Raw genomic sequence first — 19718 nt, 5'->3', positions numbered from 1 at the left:
CGCCTACTCCGCGTCGGTCGGCGCGGTCTTCCCGGTGGCCGTCCTGGCGGCCGTCTTCTTGGTGGCGGCCTTCTTCGCGGTGGCCTTCTTGGCGGTGGTCTTCTTGGCGGCGGTCTTCTTCGCAGCCGTCTTCTTGGCGGCCGTCTTCTTGGCCGCCTTCTTCGCCGGCCCCTTGGCGCGCTTCTCCGCCAGCAGCTCGTACGCGCGCTCCGGCGTGATCGTCTCCACGTCGTCGTCGCGGCGCAGCGTCGCGTTGGTCTCGCCGTCGGTGACGTACGGGCCGAAGCGGCCGTCCTTGACCACCACCGGGCGCTCACTGGCCGGGTCGGTGCCCAGCTCCTTCAGCGGCGGCTTGGCCGCGGCCCGGCCGCGCTGCTTGGGCTGGGCGTAGACCGCCAGCGCCTCGTCCAGGGTGATGGTGAAGATCTGCTCCTCGCTCTGGAGCGAGCGGGAGTCGGTACCCTTCTTCAGGTACGGGCCGTAGCGGCCGTTCTGCGCGGTGATCTCCTGGCCGCTCTCGGGGTCGGTGCCGACCACCCGCGGCAGGGAGAGCAGCCTCAGGGCGTCGTCGAGGGTGACGGTGTCCAGGGACATCGACTTCAGCAGCGAGGCCGTGCGCGGCTTCACCGCGTTCTTGCCGGTCTTCGGCGTGCCCTCGGGCAGCACCTCGGTGACGTACGGCCCGTAGCGGCCGTCCCTGGCCACGATGGGGCGGCCCGTCTCCGGGTCGGTGCCCAGCTCGAACTCGCCGCTGGGCTTGGCCAGCAGCTCCCGGGCGTACTCCACCGTCAGCTCGTCCGGCGGCAGGTCGGCGGGTACGTCGGCGCGGCGGCCGGATTCGCCCTCGGCGGCCGGCGGCTCCTCGACGTAGGGGCCGTAGCGGCCCACCCGCAGCACGATGCCCTCGCCGACGGGGAAGGAGGACACCCCCCGGGCGTCGATCGCGCCGAGGTCGGAGACCAGGTCCTTCAGCCCGCCGAGGTGGTCGCCGTCGCCGTTCCCGGCCACCGCCGCGGCCGTGCCCTCCGCCCCCGGCTCGTCGGTGCCGAAGTAGAAGCGGCGCAGCCACGGCACGGCCTCGGCCTCGCCGGCGGCGATGCGGTCGAGGTCGTCCTCCATCTTCGCGGTGAAGTCGTAGTCGACCAGGCGGCCGAAGTGCTTCTCCAGCAGGCCGACGACGGCGAAGGAGAGGAAGGAGGGGACGAGCGCGGTGCCCTTCTTGAAGACGTAGCCGCGGTCGAGGATGGTGCTGATGATCGACGCGTACGTCGAGGGGCGCCCGATCTCGCGCTCCTCCAGCTCCTTGACCAGCGTGGCCTCGGTGTAGCGGGCCGGGGGCTTGGTGGCGTGGCCGTCCACCGACATCCCGGTGGCGGCCAGCCGGTCGCCCTCGTCGACGCGCGGCAGGCGGCGCTCGCGGTCGTCGAGGTCGGCGCCGGGGTCGTCGGCGCCCTCGACGTAGGCCTTGAGGAAGCCGTGGAAGGTGATGATCTTGCCGGAGGCGCTGAACTCGGCGTCCCGGCCGTCCGTGCCCCGTCCGCCGACCTTGACCGTGACGGACTGGCCGGTGGCGTCCTTCATCTGGGAGGCGACGGTCCGCTTCCAGATCAGCTCGTACAGCCTGAACTGGTCGCCGGTCAGACCCGTCTCGGCGGGGGTTCGGAAGCGGTCGCCGGAGGGGCGGATCGCCTCGTGGGCCTCCTGCGCGTTCTTGACCTTGCTCGCGTAGGTGCGGGGCCGGTCGGGCAGGTAGTCGGCGCCGTAGAGCTGGGTGACCTGGGCGCGGGCGGCGGCGACGGCGGTGTCGGACAGGGTGGTGGAGTCCGTCCGCATGTAGGTGATGAAGCCGTTCTCGTACAGCTTCTGCGCCACCTGCATGGTCACCTTCGCGCCGAAGCCGAGCTTGCGGCTGGCCTCCTGCTGGAGGGTGGTGGTGCGGAAGGGCGCGTACGGCGAGCGGCGGTACGGCTTGGACTCCACCGAGCGGACGGTGAAGTCGGCGCCCTCCAGGGCGGCGGCCAGCGCGCGGGCGGCGGTCTCGTCCAGGTGCAGGACGCCCGACCTGTCGCCGGAGCCGCCCTTGAGCAGCCCGTCGGGACCGAAGTCGCGGCCCTGGGCGACGCGGCGGCCGTCCACGGCGCTCAGCCGGGCGGTGAAGGAGGCGGGGTCGGCGGCGTCGCCGGCCCCGTGGACACCGCCGGTGGCGAAGGTGCCGGTCAGATCCCAGTACTCGGCGGAGCGGAACGCGATGCGCTCGCGCTCGCGCTCGACGACCAGGCGGGTGGCGACGGACTGCACGCGGCCCGCCGACAGGCGCGGCATGACCTTCTTCCACAGCACCGGGGAGACCTCGTAGCCGTAGAGCCGGTCGAGGATGCGGCGGGTCTCCTGGGCGTCGACCAGGCGCTGGTTCAGCTCGCGGGTGTTGGAGACGGCGGCCCGGATGGCGTCCTTGGTGATCTCGTTGAAGACCATCCGGCGCACCGGGACCTTGGGCCTGAGCACCTCCTGGAGGTGCCAGGCGATGGCCTCGCCCTCGCGGTCCTCGTCGGTGGCCAGGAACAGCTCGTCGGACTCCGCCAGGAGCTGCTTGAGCTTTTTGACCTGGTCCTTCTTGTCGCTGTTGACGACGTACAGCGGCTCGAAGTCGTGGTCGACGTCGACGCCGAGCCGGGCCCAGGGCTCGCCCTTGTACTTGGCGGGAACCTCGGCGGCCCCGTTCGGCAGATCGCGGATGTGCCCGACGCTGGCCTCGACCACGTAGCCAGGACCGAGGTAGCCCTTGATCGTCTTGGCCTTGGCCGGCGACTCGACGATCACGAGTCGGCGCCCGCCGTCTGCGGTCTTGCTGGTCGGGGACAACTTCTTCTCGCTCTTCTCCGGTCGGTGGTCCCGCTTCGTCGGGTCGGTCTGTTCTCGGCGTGTTTCACGCTTTCGTGCGGCTGCGCTCTCGCTGCGGAGTGTGACGGTACCTCCCGCCCCCGTGTCAAACGGGAAAAGTCCGCAACGCCACTCGAACGGTAACCCGATGAGATAACCATCTCCCCGTGTTCGCCGGATCCGCCGCCCGGGCCCCGGCCCGGACCCCGGCAACGTGCACGCCGGGGCGCGGCGGCGGGCCGGCACCAGGAGCTCCGGGCCGTCCGGCGGAGCCTTCACCGCTCGGTTACTCGAACGGTAACCCGACGGCCACCATTCCTGCGCCCCGCACCGGCTGGCAAGATGTGCCCGTCTGTCTGTCCCAGCCACACACCGGGGGAACCTCCCATGTCCGACCCCAGCCAGCACAACCCGTACGGCCAGCCCCAGCAGCCGCAGAACAACCCCTACGCCCAGCAGCCGGGCCAGTCCGGCCAGCCGGGCCAGCCGGGCCAGCCCGCGTACGGGTACCCCCAGCAGCCCGGCCAGCCCGGATACGGGTACCCGCAGCAGCCCGGCCAGCCGGAGTACGGCTACCCGCAGCAGACCCCGCCGCCGGCGGCGGGCGGCTACACCGGCGACCCGAACGCCCCGTACGGCTACGACCCCTACGGCCGCCCGTACTCCGACAAGTCCAAGGTCGTGGCGGGCGTCCTCTCGCTCTTCCTTGGCGGCTTCGGCATCGGACGCTTCTACACCGGCCACACCGGCCTGGCCCTGGGCCAGCTGTTCACCTGCGGCGGCTGCGGCATCTGGTCGCTGATCGACGGGATCATGCTCCTCACCCAGGACAGCCCCACGGACGCGCAGGGCCGCGTGCTGCGGAGCTGAGCGAGATGACCACGGTGACCGGGAGGACGGGAGCGGGCACGGAAGCGGGAGCCGAAACGGAAGCCGCAGCGGGAGCGGAAGGGGCCGGAGGGGTGGAAGGGAGCCGGGGCGGCGGAGCGTTCGCCCGGGCCGTGCGCACCCTCCGCACCCACCCCGCCGCGCCGCCGCTGGGCGCGCTCGCCGCCGGGCTGGCCGGAGCGGCCTACCTGTGGGGGACCAATCCGCACCAGGCCGGGCAGTGGCTGCCGCGCTGCCCGTTCAACCTGCTGACCGGGCTGCTGTGCCCGGCGTGCGGCGGCACCCGTATGACGTACGACCTCATGCACGGGGACGTCGTCGCCGCCTTCCACGACAACGCGCTGCTGCTGACCCTCGGCGTCCCGGCCGCCGCGTACTTCGGCGGGCGCTGGCTGGTGGAGGGGCTGCGCGGACGCCGCTACCGGCCGAAGCTGGGAAGGATCGGCACGGCGGTGGTGCTGGGGACGGCCGTGGTGTGGGCGGTGGCGCGGAACCTGGTCGGCTGAGCCCGGCCGCCCGCACCGGGCGCCGGGGTACTCAGGTGCCCAGGTGCCCAGGTGCCGGGAGTCTCCGCAGGCCCGTGACGTGCCGTCGGATCACTGTTCGATCACGACTGCGGGGATGCCGCAACCCTCGCCGGGTTCCGGAGGTCTGGGATTCCGCCACAGCACGTCTGGTACATGACATCAACGGCCGTGGCGTGTCCCCATCTGAAGCACGAAGGAGCCACCCATGGCGTTCTCCGGCACCGCGCCCAACGGCCAGCCGTATTCCGACAAGTCCAAGATCACCGCTGGTCTGCTGCAGATCTTCCTGGGTGGCCTGGGCATCGGCCGTTTCTACACCGGCCACACCGGCATGGCGATCGCCCAGCTCCTGACCTGCGGCGGTCTGGGCTTCTGGTCGCTGATCGACGGAATCCTCTTCCTCACCAGCAAGGACCGCACCGACAAGCAGGGCCGCGTCCTGCGCGGCTGACGGCAGGCCGGTGACCGGGCGCCGTGAGGGGCCCACGCACCCGCGGCCCGTGCCTCCCCCGCCGGGAGGTACGGGCCGCTGCCGCTCCCCCGGGCCCGGGGCCCGGAGTCCTGGGCGGAACGGTTCGGATCAGAGGCGCGTGAACGCCCAGAGCCCTGCGGCCAGGAAGGCCGCGCCGAACACCGAGCCGAGCACGGCCGCGGTGACCTGCTCGGCCCCCTCGGCCACCGGCTCGCGCAGCCTTACGCGCACCGAGGTCCACAGCAGCAGTCCGGCGCCGAACAGGGTGAAGGCCGCTCCGGCGAAGGCGGCGGGTCCGCTTTCCATGCGGAGCACGGTGGCACCCGCGGGGATCGCGGGGGCGAACGCCGGGTGAACGCCGCCCGGACAGCCGGACGAGCACTGGCCAAACGGTCCGCCCGCCCTGCCCCGTCCCTCCGGTTCCGCCCCCGTTCCGCCCCGTCTACGCGTTCCCCGCGGGCAGCAGGAAGCCCTGCTCGACCAGGAGCCGGATGGACTCCGGGGTGCGGTCGCGCAGCCCCACCGGGTCCTCGCCGAGGAGCTGGGCGATGGCGTCGATGATGCGGCCGGCCGGAAGCGATCCGTCGCACACGCCGGCGAAGCCCGCGCCGACCGTGTCCACCCTCGTCGCACGGCGCATGCCGCGGTTCTGACGGAGCACCACGTACTCCGGATCGTCCGCGCCGGGCCTGCCGATCTGCTCCTGGGCGACCTCGTCGGCCAGCACGAAGCGGGTGGCGAGCAGAGCCGCGTCGTCCGCGGCGCGCAGGAAGTCCCGGCGTTCGAAGTGGGCGCGCACCTCCTCCCCGAGCGGCTGCTCCACCGGGTGCGGCCACTCCTCGACGGTGACCGACGGGTGCCGCGCGCCCGACTTGCGCAGGGTGATCCAGCCGAAGCCGACACCGGTGGTGCCGCCGGCCTCGAACTCCTCCAGCCAGGCGTCGTAGTGCGCGGCGTACGCGGCCGGGTCGCCCAGGTGCTCGCCGGCGTCGCGCAGCCACAGCTCGGCGTACTGGGCGGCGTCCTGCACCTCGCGCTGCACGATCCAGGCGTCGCAGCCCTCCGGCACCCAGGAGGCCAGCCGCTCGCTCCAGTCCCGGCCCTCGATGTGCCGCCAGTTGGCGAGGAGTTGGCAGTAGCCGCCGTCGGCGAGGTGGGCGGCGGAGCGCTCGACGAGGGTGCGGCACAGGTCGTCGCCGCCCATGCCGCCGTCACGGTAGGTCAGGCGGGTGCCGTCCGCGGCTCGGGGGGAGATGACGAAGGGCGGGTTGGAGACGATCAGGTCGTAGGGTGCCTCGCCCTCGACCGGTTCGAAGAGGGAGCCCTCGCGCAGATCGGCCTCGGGCGCGCCGGAGAGGGCGAGGGTGAGGCGGGTCAGGCGCAGGGCGCGGGGGTTGAGGTCGGTGGCGGTGACGGATTCGGCGTGCCGGGCGGCGTGCAGGGCCTGGACGCCCGAGCCGGTGCCCAGGTCCAGGGCGCGGGCCACGGGGGTGCGCACGGTGATGCCCGCCAGGGTCGTCGAGGCGCCGCCGACGCCCAGGACGAGCTGCGAGCGGTCGGCCGTGCCCGTACCGGCGCCCTCGGCCGTACGGATGCCGCCGGCGCCGCCGACCGCACAGCCGAGGTCGGAGACGATCCACCAGTTGAGCCCCTCCGGCCCGGCGTACGGGCGGACGTCCACGGTGGCGGAGACGGCGTCGCCGCCTCCGCCCGCGTCCGCGTCGGCCGCGGTGTGGCGGCGCAGCCAGCCGTCGGTGAGCGCGTCGTCGGCCGGGAGCGCCGAGCGGGCCCGCTCGTAGGGCACCGGTCGCTGGAGCAGGAACAGCCGCACCAGCGTCTCCAGGCGTCCGCCGCCGCGCGTGGCGCGCAGCGCGGGGACGGTCTCGTTGCGGGCGAGGGCCGCGTAGGCGGGGGCGCCGAGCAGTTCCAGCAGTCCGTCAGGGGTGAAGCCGGCGGCGAGGAAGGCGTCGCGCAGCCGGGGGAGGGCGGGTCCGGGGGTGGGGAGGCGGTCACTCACCTCCCCATTGTCACGCGGCGCGCCCCGGCGTACGCAGACCCCCGCGCGCCTCTCCGTTCCCGGACTGCTCCCGGACTGCTCCCGGGCCGCCCGGCTCCGCTGCTTCCTCCGGCCTCCGGCCTCCCCGGCTCCTCGCTAGGCCGCCGAGGCGGACGGCGCCGGCGACGGCCTGCGGCAGCCGTCCTGACCCGCTATCGCGGCCTGGAGGTCGCCCTGCCGGAACTCGCCCAGCGCCTTCTCCACCTCGCCGAACTGCTTGGGGAGCTTCTCCATCTCCCCGGCGATGTCCTGCAGCCCGTCGGCGAACTCCGACCGGTCCTTCTCGTCCAGGGCCTCGGCCCGCTCGCGGAGGTCCGCGTACGTGGCCGACAGCGCGTCGAGCCGGCCGATCGCGTTCTTCTGGATCCGGGAGCCGTCCTCCAGCGGCGGGACGCCCGCCTTGCGCACGGCGTTGGACAGGGCCTTGTAGGCGGTGGAGAGGTCGCCGAAGGCCTCCACGTCGGTCTTCTTGACCTCCTCGGGGGACTTGTCCCCCTCGGTGATCCGCGCGAGGGCCTGGTTGGCGCCGTCGATGGTCTTGTTCTGCTTCTGCAGCGAGCCGCAGTACTCCTGGGCCCAGCGCTCGGCCTTCTCGTTGCCCTCGTCGCCGCACCCGCTCAGGGCGAGCACGAGCACCGCGGTGCCGGACAGCGCGGCAGCAAGCTTCTTGTTCACTCCGGATCGATCCCTTCGTGGGTGTTCGGCCCGGAACATACACGCAGGAGGTTCACCGGCCGTGGGCCGGCGGGGTGAATAGATCGTATTTAAGTACTTGGATCCGCATTTGCGTTGAGCACATCTCACATGGTCCGCCCCGGCGCACGGCGGTGGGCGGTGCGTCGGTGCACCGCCCACCGCCGTGCGCCGGGGCTGCCCTGCAAAGTCCCGCCCGCCCTCTACGGCGCCGCCACCGGAGTCCCCGGATCCGAGGGGCCCGACGGGTCCGACGGGCCCGGCGTGCGCGAGGAGCCGGAGGAGCCCGGAGCCCCGGAGGTGCGTCCGGCCACACCGCCGGTGTCCTTCTCGTCGCCCTCCCCGCCGACCGCGATGCCGCGCCGCTTGGAGGCGTAGACCGCGCCGACGATGACCGCGATGGCGAGGACCGCGATGGCGGCCCGCGCGCCGGCATTGGCGTCGTCGCCGTGGCCCAGCTGCACCACGGCGGGCGCGATCAGCAGCGCCACCAGGTTCATCACCTTCAGCAGCGGGTTGATCGCGGGACCCGCGGTGTCCTTGAACGGGTCGCCGACCGTGTCGCCGATGACCGTCGCGGCGTGCGCGTCGCTGCCCTTGCCGCCGTGGTGGCCGTCCTCGACCAGCTTCTTGGCGTTGTCCCAGGCCCCGCCGGAGTTGGCGAGGAAGACCGCCATCAGCGTGCCCGCGCCGATGGCGCCGGCGAGGAAGGAGCCGAGCGCGCCGACGCCGAGCGTGAAGCCGACGGCTATGGGCGCCATGACGGCCAGCAGACCCGGGGTGGCCAGCTCGCGCAGCGCGTCCTTGGTGCAGATGTCCACCACCCGGCCGTACTCGGGCTTCTCGCTGTAGTCCATGATCCCGGGCCGCTCGCGGAACTGGCGCCGCACCTCGAAGACCACCGAGCCCGCCGACCGGGAGACGGCGTTGATCGCCAGCCCGGAGAAGAGGAAGACGACGGAGGCGCCGAGGATCAGGCCCACCAGGTTGTTCGGCTGCGAGATGTCCAGGCTCAGGCCCAGCTCCCCGGCCCTGGCGCCCACGTCCGACACGGCGCCGGCGATCGCGTCGCGGTAGGCGCCGAAGAGGGCGGCGGCGGCCAGCACCGCGGTGGCGATGGCGATGCCCTTGGTGATGGCCTTGGTGGTGTTGCCCACCGCGTCGAGGTCGGTGAGCACCTGGGCGCCCGCGCCCTCGACGTCGCCGGACATCTCGGCGATGCCCTGGGCGTTGTCGGAGACCGGGCCGAAGGTGTCCATGGCGACGATGACGCCGACGGTGGTGAGCAGGCCGGTGCCCGCCAGGGCGACGGCGAAGAGCGCCAGCATGATGGAGGCGCCGCCCAGCAGGAAGGCTCCGTAGACGCTGAGCGCGATCAGCAGCGCCGTGTAGACCGCGGACTCCAGGCCGATGGAGATGCCGGAGAGGACCACGGTGGCGGGGCCGGTCAGCGAGGTCTTGCCGATGTCGCGCACGGGCCTGCGGCCCGGCTCGGTGAAGTAGCCGGTGAGCTGCTGGATCAGCGCGGCGAGCACGATGCCGATGGCGACCGCGACCAGCGCGAAGACGCGCGGGTCGCCGTCGTGGCCGGCGATGGCGGTGTCGGTGACGCCCTCCAGCTCGCCGAAGCTGCCCGGCAGGTAGGTGAACGCCGCGACGGCCACCAGGACCAGGGAGATCAGCGCGGAGATGAAGAAGCCGCGGTTGATGGCGGTCATGCCGCTGCGGTCGGCGCGGCGCGGCGCGACCGCGAAGACGCCGATCATGGCGGTCAGGACGCCGATCGCCGGGACGAGCAGGGGGAAGGCCAGCCCCGAGTCGCCGAAGGCGACCGTGCCCAGGATGAGCGCGGCCACCAGGGTGACGGCGTAGGACTCGAAGAGGTCGGCGGCCATGCCCGCGCAGTCGCCGACGTTGTCGCCGACGTTGTCCGCGATGGTGGCTGCGTTGCGCGGGTCGTCCTCGGGGATGCCCTTCTCGACCTTGCCGACGAGGTCCGCGCCCACGTCGGCGGCCTTGGTGAAGATGCCGCCGCCCACTCGCATGAACATCGCGATCAGGGCGGCTCCCAGACCGAAGCCCTCCAGCACCTTGGGCGCGTCGGCGGCGTAGACGAGCACCACGACGGCGGCGCCGAGCAGACCGAGGCCGACGGTGAACATGCCGACGACCCCGCCCGTACGGAAGGCGATCTTCATCGCCCGGTGGGAGACCTCGGTCAGGTCCTTCGCGGGTTCCCCCTCACCGGGAGTCGCCTCCCGGGCGGCGGCCGCGACCCGTACGTTGCTGCGTACGGCCAGCCACATGCCGATATAGCCGGTGGCCGCCGAGAAAGCCGCACCGACCAGGAAGAACGCCGAGCGTCCGATTCGCTGGCCCATACCGTCGGCCGGGAGCAACATCAACAGGAAGAAGACCACGGCGGCGAATATGACGAGGGTGCGCAACTGCCGCGCGAGGTAGGCGTTCGCGCCTTCCTGTACGGCGGCCGCGATCTTCTTCATGCCGTCGGTGCCCTCGCCTGCGGCGAGCACTTGACGTACCAGCACCACGGCGACCGCCAGGGCTGCCGCGGCGACGAGCGCGATCACCAGCACCAGGCCGCGATTGCCGCTGGTGAGAACGGCTTCGGCCAGTTGTAGCCGGTTCTGGAAAGGGGTGTGGTGCCCCGCCATTCGTCCTCCTTGACGTTTGGCACATGGGCGCGCGCAAGCACGCTCAGGCGTCCTGCTGCAAAGATGTGGACGGATTGTAGGGAGCTGCTTCGGCTCACAACAGAGTGCGGTATTTCCTGCCGATCCGCACCCGCAAAGATCGAATAGCGGGCATTGAAAATAATTCCCCTGAACGGCCGAGATATTCCTCTCCGGCGGTGCGGAAGAAAGGATCTCGGAATATCCGGGGAGATCCCGGCCGGGCGCGGAGGCGGGCGGGTGGTGCGCAGGCCGGCCACGGCGGGGCGGGGCGGGGAGCGGGACAGAGATCGGGACGGGGGCAGAGCGGGACCGGGCGGGGACAGGACGAGAGCAGGGGGGCCGGACATGAGTGAGGCGCCCCGGGGAGGGGCGCCTGGGCCGGCTCGGAAGGAGCCGCGGGAGCGGGCCTGCCGCGCGGGCGGGCCCGCGCGGGGTGGATGGTCAGGCGAGCGGCTCGGGGTTGGTCGGCCAGCTCATCCGGATGAGGCCGCCGCGCTCGTCGGCGGTCACCTCGACGTCGTCCACCAGCCCACTGATCACCGCGAGCCCCATGTCGACCTCGTCGTCGGCCTCGGCTCCGTCCCCGCTTCCGGGAGGGCCGTGGACTCCGCCCTGCGGTCCCTGGGGGGCGTCGTCGCCCACCTCGATGCGGAACGCCTTCTCGTCCTCGGTCAGCGCCACCCGGACGGGTGTGTCGAGACCGTGGCCGACGTGGAGACCGACCGCTCTGCTGCACGCCTCGCCCACCGCGAGCCGTACCTCGTCCAGTACGGCGTCGTCGACACCGGCCCGGCGCGCGACGGCGGCCGCCACCAGACGCGCCGTCCTCACATGCTCGGGCAGGGCGCTGAAGCGCAGTTCGACGGTGGCCATGCCATCCCCCTCGGTAATGCCTGTGCCTGCGGTCACCCGGTGACCCGGTGCCTGACTGCCGCTCAGGGGCGCCGGACCGGTCCGGTGCCGGTCCGGCGCCCCTGAGCGCCTTGTACGGGCTCGTTCGGCTCGGCTCTCAGTCGGTGGCCGCCACGGCCTCGTCGACCGAGGTGTGGATGGGGAACACCTTGGTCAGGCCGGTGATACGGAAGATCTTGAGAATGCGCTCCTGGTTGCAGACCAGGCGCAGCGAGCCCTCGTGGGCGCGTACGCGCTTGAGTCCGCCGACGAGCACACCGAGGCCGGTGGAGTCGAGGAAGTCAACGCCCTCCATGTCCACGACCAGGTGGTAGCTGCCGTCGTTCACCAGCTCGACCAGCTGCTCGCGCAGCTTGGGCGCGGTGTATACATCGATCTCGCCACCCACCGAGACGATCGTGCGATCGCCGACGGTACGGGTCGACAGGGACAGGTCCACAGATCCTCCAGCACCTTGCTATCGAGCGGTCCGCCCCCTTGGCGCCTCCCCACCGGAAGGTGAGGACGGGCCATCCCCACCGGACGTGGGGAGGTCGTCTCCCCGCCGAAGGTAGAGGACGGATCGGCAGCCGCAGAAGCATTCAATCACTTACCCGGGGGCCTGCACGACGCCTTGCGACCATTGTCCGTCGCGCCGGTGACACACTCGATTCCGATGGCCACCAACCACCGCGCGACGTCTGCAGGCGCACGTCCCTCGCCTCCGTCTCCCCGAACGGTCCTCGAAAGCCTTGCCGCGGGGGCGGACCGGGCCGTGCGCATCACCCATGTGGAGCACCTGCCCCCGCGGAACGGTCGTCATGCGGACTGGCCTGGTCAGATTCGGCCGGAAGTGGTCGACGCGATCCGCGCGGCCGGCATCGACCGTCCGTGGGAGCACCAGGCCCGCGCCGCCGAGCACGCACTGCGGGGGGAATCGGTGGTGGTCGCCACCGGCACGGCTTCGGGCAAGTCGCTGGCCTACCTGGCCCCGGTGCTCAGCGTGCTGCTGGAGGGCGCCCGGGCCCCGAACGGGCGCGGCGCCACCACCCTCTACCTCGCCCCGACCAAGGCGCTGGCCGCCGACCAGCGGCGGGCCGTGGTCGAACTGGCCGCCCCGCTGGGCAGTGCCGTCCGCCCGGCGGTCTACGACGGCGACACCCCCGTGGAGGAGCGCGAGTGGGTGCGGCAGTACGCCAACCACGTGCTCACCAACCCCGACATGCTGCACCGCGGGATACTCCCCGCCCACCCCCGCTGGTCCTCCTTCCTGCGCGCCCTGCGCTACGTGGTCGTCGACGAGTGCCACACCTACCGCGGCGTGTTCGGCTCCCACGTCGCCCAGGTGCTGCGCCGGCTGCGGCGCGTGTGCGCCCGCTACGGCTCCGAGCCGGTCTTCCTGCTGGCCTCCGCCACCGCCGCCGAGCCGGGCGAGGCCGCCACCCGCCTCACCGGCCTGCCCGTCACCGAGATCACCCGGGACTCCTCCCCTCGCGGCGAGGTGGTCTTCGCCCTCTGGGAGCCCCCGCTGACGGAGATGCACGGCGAGCGCGGTGCCCCGGTAAGGCGGACCGCCACCGCCGAGGCCGCCGACCTCCTCACCGACCTCGCCGTCCAGGGCGTGCGGACCGTCGCCTTCGTACGCTCCCGGCGCGGCGCCGAGCTGATCTCGGTGATCGCCCGGGAGCGGCTGTCCGAGGTGGACCGCTCCCTGGCCGGGCGGGTCGCCGCCTACCGGGGCGGCTACCTGCCGGAGGAGCGCCGCGCCCTGGAGCGGTCCCTGCACTCCGGCGAGCTCCTCGGGCTGGCCGCCACCACCGCCCTCGAACTCGGCATCGACGTGTCCGGCCTCGACGCCGTGATCCTGGCCGGCTACCCCGGCACCCGCGCCTCCCTGTGGCAGCAGGCCGGGCGCGCCGGGCGGGCGGGCCAGGGCGCCCTGGCCGTCCTCGTCGCCCGGGACGACCCGCTGGACACCTACCTCGTCCACCATCCCGACGCGATCTTCCGCCGCCCCGTGGAGTCCACCGTCCTGGATCCGGACAACCCGTACGTCCTCACCCCCCATCTGTGCGCCGCGGCGGCGGAGATTCCCCTCACCGAGGCGGACTTCGAGCTGTTCGGGCCGGCCGTGCCCGGGTTGATGCCGCTCCTGGAGCGGCGCGGACTGCTGCGCCGCCGGGGGACGGGCTGGTACTGGACCCGCCGCGAGCGGGCCACCGACCTCACCGACATCCGCGGCCAGGGCGGCCGGCCCGTCCAGGTGGTGGAGGAGGGCACCGGGCGGCTGCTGGGCACCGTCGACGCCGCCGCGGCCCACACCACCGTCCACGACGGCGCGGTCCACCTCCACCAGGGCCGCACCTACGTGGTTCGCCGCCTGGACCTGGAGGACTCGGTCGCCCTGGTGGAGGAGACGAGCCCGCCCTGGACGACGATGGCCAGGGACACCACCTCGGTCTCCGTGCTGGAGACCGACACCGAGATCCCCTGGGGCGAGGCACGGCTGTGCTTCGGTTCGGTCGAGGTCACCAACCAGGTCGTCTCCTATCTGCGCCGCAGGCTCGTCACCGGCGAGGTGCTCGGCGAGTCCAAGCTGGACCTGCCGCCGCGCACCCTGCGCACCCGCGCCGTGTGGTGGACGGTCACCGAGGACCAGCTCGACGCCGCCCGGATCGGCCCCGAGGTGCTGCCCGGCGCCCTGCACGCCGCCGAGCACGCCTCCATCGGCATGCTGCCGCTCTTCGCCACCTGCGACCGCTGGGACATCGGCGGCGTCTCGGTGCCGCTGCACCCCGACACCCTGCTGCCGACGGTCTTCGTCTACGACGGGCACCCCGGCGGCGCCGGCTTCGCCGAACGCGCCTTCCACACCGCCCGCGACTGGCTGACCGCGACCCGCCGGGCCATCGCCGCGTGCGAGTGCGACAGCGGCTGCCCGTCGTGCATCCAGTCGCCCAAGTGCGGCAACGGCAACGACCCCCTGCACAAGCGAGGTGCGGTACGGCTCCTCACGGAGCTGCTGCGGCAGGCCCCGCCCGAGCCCTCACCCCGGCGGAGTACGGACCCGCCCGCACCCGCACCGTGAGGTCCGCGATCTCCTCCCGCACCTGGCAGCGCACCACCCTCGCCCGCTGCGCGGCGGCCACCCGCCGCGCGGCGGCGCAGGCTTCCTCAGCGCCCCGAAGGGCGTGATCGGCCGCCGCGAGCGCCGCCGCGTCCGCGGCCGCGCCCGCGCGGTGGCGGGTGACGACGGCCTGCCCCAGCGCCAGTACGCCCACCGCCACCGTGCACAGCACCAGTCCGCACAGCGCGGCCCACACCGTGGCCGAGCCCCGTTCCCCGGAACGGGCCCCGCCGCAAGGAGGCAGGCGATCACCCCGGTTCCGCATACGCCACCGCCTCGGCCTCCAGTTCCACGCCCAGCGGGCCGGGGCCGGCCGCCCTCGCCGAGACCCGTACCCGCACCAGTTCGCCCTCCCGGGACGTCTCCAGTCCCGCTCCCCGCGGCGCGACATCCCTCACGGCCCGGCTGATCCTTTCGGGCGGCTCGCCCCTCGCCGCCGCCCGCGCCCCCGCGCCCGCCGCGTCCACACAGCGGACCTGCGCGACCACCGCCGCCCCGCCCCACAGCAGCAGCCCGAACAGCGCGATCAGGGTGGGCACCACCACAGCGGTCTCCGCGGTGACATAGCCCCGCTCCCGCCCTTCAGAAGCCCGCATCGAGCGCCCGCTCGATCAGTTGCCGCATCGCCGTGGAGACCGGGCCGCTGGTGACGATCTTGTAGAGCACCGCCGCGAAACCCGCGGCGGCGATCGTGCCCACCGCGTACTCCGCGGTGCTCATCCCGGCCTGTGCGTCCCGGTCCCGGGCTCGGCGCGTCATCCGGCCGGTCCACACCGCCATCCGCCCCTGCCCGTCCCGACCCCGCACCGCTCGTCCCCTCACCGCTCGTCCTCCCGTCGATCGTCCCCGCATGGTTCGCCCCTCCATCTCGCCGTCCGTCCTGTCTCCCGCACCCGCTCCGGGTGCGGCCCGTACCACGCGGTTCACAGCAGCGACCGCGCCAGACCGATGACCACCGGGACCACACCCGCCAGCAGGAAGGCGGGCAGGAAGCACAGCCCCAGCGGCCCGGTGACCAGAACCGCGGCCCGCCGCGCCCGCTCCGTGGCCGCCCGGGCCCTCTGCGCCCGGCACTCGGCGGCCAGGCGGCCCACAGGCTCCACCGCGGGCACACCGGTCGTCCCCGCCCGTTCCAGGCACCGGGCCAGCCCCGCCGCCCCCGGCAGTTCGCCCAGCCGAGCCCAGACGGCCACCGGGTCGCCGCCGAGCCGCAGTTCGGCCGAGGCACGCACCAGCCCCTCACCGAGGGGACCGCCCACCGAGCCACCCACCGCACCGGCCGCCTCCCCGGGTGCCGACCCGGCCGCCAGGCAGGCCGCCAGCAGTTCCGCGGTGATCGGCAGCTGTCCGGTCACCGACACCCCGGCCTCCAGAGGTTCCGAATCATTCGATTTTCCCGCATATACTCGTTTCGCGGCATTTCCCCGCACCTTTCCGTCGCGCGACAGACGCCGCACGCCGTACGCCGCGACCACCCCGAGCAGACAGCCGGCCAGGCCTCCGGCCAGGGCGATCCCCAAGGCCGCGGCCCCGGCCATCGCGGCCGCCTCCCGGACCGGCGATCGCCGCACCCCGGCCGCGCGCAGCACCTTTCGCACCCCGCCCCCGACTCCGGCACCGGCGCCGGCGCCGGCACCCAGCAGTTCCGCCGACCGGCGTCGGCGACGCCGCACCCGGCCGGCCGCCGACACCCCGCCGGCCAGGCACAGCGCGGCGGCCGACAGGGACAGCACGGGCAGCGGTGGCGGCGGAAGCGACACGGCAGACTCCGCACACGTTGTCCACACGCTGTGGACAACTTCGCCGTTCATCTCTTCCCGCCCTCCTCCGCGCTCCGGACGATCCGGGAGACCCATGCCAGTCCGGCCCACTCCAGCAGCCCGGCACAGGCCAGACAGGCCCAGCCGACCGGGCCGTGGAGCAGCACGTGCAACGGTCTCGCCCCCATCGCACCGCCCAGCAGCAGCCCGAAGAGCGGCAGAAGGGCCAGGACCAGCGCCGTGGACCGCGGCCCCGCCAACTGGGCACGCAGCTCCTCCCGCTGGTCGCGCTCCGCCCGCAGCGAACCGGCCACACGGTCCAGCCCGTCCGCGAGGCCCGCTCCCCCGTCCACCGCCACCTGCCAGCAGGCGGCCATCCCGCCGAGCCCCTCCGCCCCCTCCTGCCGGGCCGCCTGACGCAGCGCCCCCGGTACATCCCCTCCGAACCGGGCCGCTGCCAGCACCACCGCTCCCGTGTCGCCGAACCCGGGCATTCCGGTCGCCAGCAGGGCCCGCTCCGGCGTACGGCCCGCTCGCAGCTCACCCGCGACCGCCGAGCACAGGGCGATGACGGCTGCCTCCCTCGCCTCTCCCGCACGGCGCCGCTCCCGTGCGCGCAGCCGGCGGCCGAGCAGCGGTACCGCCGCCACACCGGCGAGCAGCGGCAGCACGGACTCCCCCAGCAGCGCCAGCAGGGCACCGCCCACCGGGCACCACCCCGCGGGGCCCACCCGGGCCCCGAATCCGCGCACCGTCCGGGCGACGGCCTCCACCGCGCCGCCTGCCGGGCCACCCCATCGGGGCACCGGTTCGGCGCCGTCGGCACACAGCAGCCGGGCTCTCCGGCCCTCCCCGGGGCGGCCCAGCAGCCGGCTCATCGCTCCCGCGCACACCATCGCCGCGCACACCGAACCCGCGTACACCACCTCGGGCTGCGCCCCTGCCTGTGCTCCGGCCGCCGTCACAGCGCACCACCGCCCCGCGCGCACAGCCGCTCCAGCCGCGGCCAGCCCCGCTCCCGCACGAAGCCGTCCGGCCCCCGGACGGCGGCGGGCACCGTCACCACCAGGCCGTACCGGTCCTGCTCCAGCACATGGATCTCGGCGATCCGCCTACGGCCCCTGCGGTCCCGCGCCAGGTGGACCACAACCGACAGCGCCGCCGCGAGCTGGCTGTGCAGCGCCGTCCGGTCGAGTCCCGCCGTGGTGCCCAGTGCCTCCAGCCTGGCCGGTACGTCGGCCGCCGCGTTGGCGTGGACCGTCCCGCAGCCGCCCTCGTGGCCCGTGTTCAGCGCGGCCAGCAGATCCGTCACCTCCGCGCCGCGGACCTCACCGACCACGAGCCGGTCCGGCCGCATCCGCAGCGCCTGCCGCACCAGGTCCCGCAGGGTGACCCGGCCCGCACCCTCCTGGTTGGCCGGGCGCGTCTCCAGCCGCACCACATGCGGATGGTCGGGGCGCAGCTCGGCGGAGTCCTCGGCCAGGACGATCCGCTCCCTCGGCCCCACCAGCCCCAGCAGGCTGGACAGCAAGGTCGTCTTCCCCGATCCCGTGCCACCGCTGACCAGGAACGACAGCCTGGCGTCCAGGATCGCCCGCAGCAGCGCGTCCCCGCCCGGAGGCACCGTGCCGGCCGCCACCAGCTCCGGCAGGGCGAAGGCCCGCGGCCGTACCACCCGCAGGGACAGGCATGTGCAGCCGACCGCCACCGGGGGCAGCACCGCGTGCAGCCGGGTGCCGTCCGGGAGCCGGGCGTCCACCCAGGGGCGGGCGTCGTCCAGCCGGCGCCCCGCCGAGGTGGCCAGCCGCTGGGCGAGTCTGCGCACCGCCGCCGCGTCGGGGAAGCGGACGGCGGTCCGCTCCACTCCGCCGCCACGGTCCACCCAGACCTCGTCCGGAGCTGTCACCAGGACGTCCGTGACCTCCGGCTCGGCCAGCAGCGGCTCCAGCGGGCCGGCGCCGACCATCTCGGACCGCAGTGCCTCCACCACGCCCAGCACCGCGCTGTCCCCGAGCAGCCGCCCCTGAGCCCGCAGCGCCGCCGCGACCCGGGCGGGAGTGGGTTCCGCACCGGCTTCCGCCAGCCGCAGGCGCACCGCGTCCACCAGCGTCCGCGGGGCGGGCGCCCCGCCGTACGCATCCGTCCGCGCACGTGTGTCCGCTTCCCCGCGCGCGTCCCTCCGCGCGTCCGTACGCGCGCTCACGCGGCCACACTCCCCCGGCCGCCGGCGGGCCGTGCCCCGCCGCCCTCCGGCAGTGCGCGGGCCCAGAACTCCGTGCAGAACCGGGCCAGTGGACCGCGTGCGTCCGCGCCGGGCGGCCGGCCCGCGTCCACCGCGGCCGGCAGCCCTCCCTCGGAGGGCATTTCGCCGGCGAGCCGCAACCCCAGCAGGCGGGCGATCTCCTCGCCGTCCAGCCCCGGCCCGAACGGGCCGCGCACCACCGCCCGCAGGTCCCGCAGTACCAGGTCCACCCGGGAGGCGATCCGCTGCGCCGCCGCGACGGCCCGCAGCTCGGCGGGTACGACCAGCAGGCCGAGGTCGAGTTGCGCCAGCACCTCGGCGACCGTCTCGTCCAGCCGCCGCGGCAGGTCCACCACGACCACTCCACCGCGCCGCCTGGCCGCCCCCAGGACCGCGCGCACCGCCTCCGGCGGGACGGCCGCGCTCTCCCCCCTGTCCCAGCTGAGCAGCCGCAGACCGTGCAGCCTGGGCAGGGACTCCTCCAGAGCCGCACCGCCGACCCGGCCGCGCGAGTCGGCGAACGCCGGCCAGCGCAGGCCCTCCGCCCGCTCCCCTCCGAGCAGGACGTCGAGCCCGCCGCCGAGCGGATCGCCGTCGACGAGCATCGTGCGGTGTCCGGCACGCGCGGCCGTCAGGGCCAGCGTGCAGGCCAGGGTGGAGGCCCCGGCCCCGCCGCGGCCTCCCATCACCCCGACGGTCAGCGCCTGCTGCCCGACACCCTCGGCCGCGTCGGCGATCCGGCCGGTGAGCCACGACTCGCCGTCGGGCAGCAGCACCACGTGCTCCGCTCCGACCCCCACACCGCGCCGCCAGATGCCGGGGTCGTCCAGATCCCGGCCGACGAGCAGCACCCCCGGCCGGCGCACGGGCGCACGCGCCGACCGGGACAGCGCATCGGCCCGGTCGTCGCCGACCAGCACCAGCGGGGCGCTCTCCCACCGCCCCGGGACCGGCGGCGCCCCGTGCGCCACCTCCGCCTCGGCCCCGGCCGCCGCGCACAGGCGCAGCAGATCGTCCAGCAACTTCTCGTCCTCGGTGACGATCAGGATGCTTCCGGTCACGTCCTGTTCCCCTTCCGGATTCTCGCTCTCCAGTTCGCGGTGGGTCCGCGAACTCCGCGCTCAATCACCGTGCCGGGGAACGGAAAAACTCGATGATCTTGGTCTAAATACGTGGACAACTCGGCAGTTGTGAATAACTCGCTCACCCAAACGAGCGACTCCGCATGAGCGGACCGGCGAATACGGAGAGTGACGGATCGCGAGTGGGGAGGGGCCGCGCCACAGGAGACCGGAGGAGGGGAAGGAAGAGGGCCCGGCGACGCAAAAAGCGTCCGGACATGCGACGACCCCCGCCGGGGGGGAGAGCGGGGGTCGTCTCCACGGCCGACTCGGGGGGGGGAGGAGCCGGACCGGGGTAGCACGGTCGCGAACGATCCGTGACTTCCATGGTGTACCCGAGAGCCTTCTCAGGCAAACCCACGCGC

General features: G+C 73.8%; 18 protein-coding genes. 4 read left to right on the top strand and 14 right to left on the bottom strand.

Annotation, left to right across the window (positions count from 1 at the left end):
• Positions 1-3: 3 nt before the first annotated feature.
• Positions 4-2862 carry a type I DNA topoisomerase gene (gene topA, locus ACLIYP_RS03750; protein WP_412711696.1) on the bottom strand — a complete coding sequence of 953 codons (2859 nt, stop codon included), beginning with the start codon at positions 2860-2862 and terminating at the stop codon, positions 4-6.
• Positions 2863-3267: 405 nt separating this feature from the next.
• Between topA and ACLIYP_RS03745 the strand changes: the two genes are divergently transcribed.
• From ACLIYP_RS03745 to ACLIYP_RS03735, 3 genes are all read left to right on the top strand, one after another.
• Positions 3268-3750: a TM2 domain-containing protein gene (locus ACLIYP_RS03745; protein WP_412711695.1), complete on the top strand. Its 483-nt coding sequence runs from the start codon at positions 3268-3270 to the stop codon at positions 3748-3750.
• Between the two features lie 92 nt (positions 3751-3842).
• Complete coding sequence (locus ACLIYP_RS03740; protein WP_412711694.1) at positions 3843-4274, top strand: DUF2752 domain-containing protein; 432 nt, start codon at positions 3843-3845, stop codon at positions 4272-4274.
• 226 nt (positions 4275-4500) lie between these two features.
• Positions 4501-4746, top strand: a complete 246-nt coding sequence (locus ACLIYP_RS03735; protein WP_093657501.1) for a TM2 domain-containing protein — start codon at positions 4501-4503, stop codon at positions 4744-4746.
• Positions 4747-4875: 129 nt separating this feature from the next.
• On the opposite strand, the gene ACLIYP_RS03730 is transcribed toward ACLIYP_RS03735, so the two are convergent.
• The 6 genes from ACLIYP_RS03730 to bldG all read right to left on the bottom strand — a co-directional run bounded on the left by ACLIYP_RS03730 (position 4876) and on the right by bldG (position 11563).
• Positions 4876-5073 carry a hypothetical protein gene (locus ACLIYP_RS03730; protein ID WP_412711693.1) on the bottom strand — a complete coding sequence of 66 codons (198 nt, stop codon included), beginning with the start codon at positions 5071-5073 and terminating at the stop codon, positions 4876-4878.
• Between the two features lie 136 nt (positions 5074-5209).
• Positions 5210-6784 (bottom strand): DUF7059 domain-containing protein, encoded by a 1575-nt coding sequence (locus tag ACLIYP_RS03725; protein ID WP_412711692.1) that lies wholly within the window; start codon positions 6782-6784, stop codon positions 5210-5212.
• Between the two features lie 135 nt (positions 6785-6919).
• Complete coding sequence (locus ACLIYP_RS03720; RefSeq protein ID WP_412711691.1) at positions 6920-7498, bottom strand: small secreted protein; 579 nt, start codon at positions 7496-7498, stop codon at positions 6920-6922.
• A 221-nt stretch (positions 7499-7719) separates the two neighbouring features.
• The gene (locus ACLIYP_RS03715; protein WP_412711690.1) at positions 7720-10191 is read right to left on the bottom strand and encodes a sodium-translocating pyrophosphatase; all 2472 of its coding nucleotides are present in this window, start codon (positions 10189-10191) and stop codon (positions 7720-7722) included.
• 462 nt (positions 10192-10653) lie between these two features.
• The gene (locus ACLIYP_RS03710; protein ID WP_412711689.1) at positions 10654-11085 is read right to left on the bottom strand and encodes an ATP-binding protein; all 432 of its coding nucleotides are present in this window, start codon (positions 11083-11085) and stop codon (positions 10654-10656) included.
• A 136-nt stretch (positions 11086-11221) separates the two neighbouring features.
• Positions 11222-11563 carry an anti-sigma factor antagonist BldG gene (bldG, locus tag ACLIYP_RS03705; RefSeq protein WP_093657489.1) on the bottom strand — a complete coding sequence of 114 codons (342 nt, stop codon included), beginning with the start codon at positions 11561-11563 and terminating at the stop codon, positions 11222-11224.
• A 162-nt stretch (positions 11564-11725) separates the two neighbouring features.
• Between bldG and ACLIYP_RS03700 the strand changes: the two genes are divergently transcribed.
• Entirely contained in the window at positions 11726-14191 is a 2466-nt protein-coding gene (locus ACLIYP_RS03700) for a DEAD/DEAH box helicase (protein WP_412711723.1), read from the top strand.
• On the opposite strand, the gene ACLIYP_RS03695 is transcribed toward ACLIYP_RS03700, so the two are convergent.
• The 7 genes from ACLIYP_RS03695 to ssd form a co-directional block, all read right to left on the bottom strand.
• A complete protein-coding gene (locus ACLIYP_RS03695; RefSeq protein WP_412711688.1) occupies positions 14115-14495 on the bottom strand; it encodes an Rv3654c family TadE-like protein in 381 nt (126 codons plus the stop codon). The two genes, ACLIYP_RS03700 and ACLIYP_RS03695, sit on opposite strands and share 77 nt — an antisense overlap.
• Positions 14479-14826, bottom strand: a complete 348-nt coding sequence (locus ACLIYP_RS03690) for a TadE family type IV pilus minor pilin (protein ID WP_412711687.1) — start codon at positions 14824-14826, stop codon at positions 14479-14481. Before ACLIYP_RS03690 ends, ACLIYP_RS03695 begins: the two co-directional genes overlap by 17 nt.
• Complete coding sequence (locus ACLIYP_RS03685; RefSeq protein ID WP_412711686.1) at positions 14813-14989, bottom strand: DUF4244 domain-containing protein; 177 nt, start codon at positions 14987-14989, stop codon at positions 14813-14815. The genes ACLIYP_RS03690 and ACLIYP_RS03685 overlap by 14 nt, the downstream gene beginning before the upstream one ends.
• Before the next feature lie 164 nt (positions 14990-15153).
• Complete coding sequence (locus ACLIYP_RS03680) at positions 15154-16041, bottom strand: type II secretion system F family protein (protein ID WP_412711685.1); 888 nt, start codon at positions 16039-16041, stop codon at positions 15154-15156.
• Positions 16038-16886, bottom strand: coding sequence for a type II secretion system F family protein (locus ACLIYP_RS03675; RefSeq protein ID WP_412711722.1), 849 nt, complete (start codon positions 16884-16886; stop codon positions 16038-16040). The genes ACLIYP_RS03680 and ACLIYP_RS03675 overlap by 4 nt, the downstream gene beginning before the upstream one ends.
• A gap of 65 nt (positions 16887-16951) precedes the next feature.
• Positions 16952-18097: a TadA family conjugal transfer-associated ATPase gene (locus ACLIYP_RS03670; RefSeq protein WP_412711721.1), complete on the bottom strand. Its 1146-nt coding sequence runs from the start codon at positions 18095-18097 to the stop codon at positions 16952-16954.
• A gap of 92 nt (positions 18098-18189) precedes the next feature.
• Positions 18190-19293, bottom strand: a complete 1104-nt coding sequence (ssd, locus tag ACLIYP_RS03665) for a septum site-determining protein Ssd (RefSeq protein WP_412711684.1) — start codon at positions 19291-19293, stop codon at positions 18190-18192.
• Positions 19294-19718 lie beyond the last annotated feature (425 nt).

The sequence above is a fragment of the Streptomyces nanhaiensis genome (genome assembly GCF_046614825.1).
GTDB classification, from domain to species: domain Bacteria; phylum Actinomycetota; class Actinomycetes; order Streptomycetales; family Streptomycetaceae; genus Streptomyces; species Streptomyces radiopugnans.
Note: the sequence above shows the minus strand (reverse complement) of the source record. Positions and strands in the feature narration are given on the sequence as shown.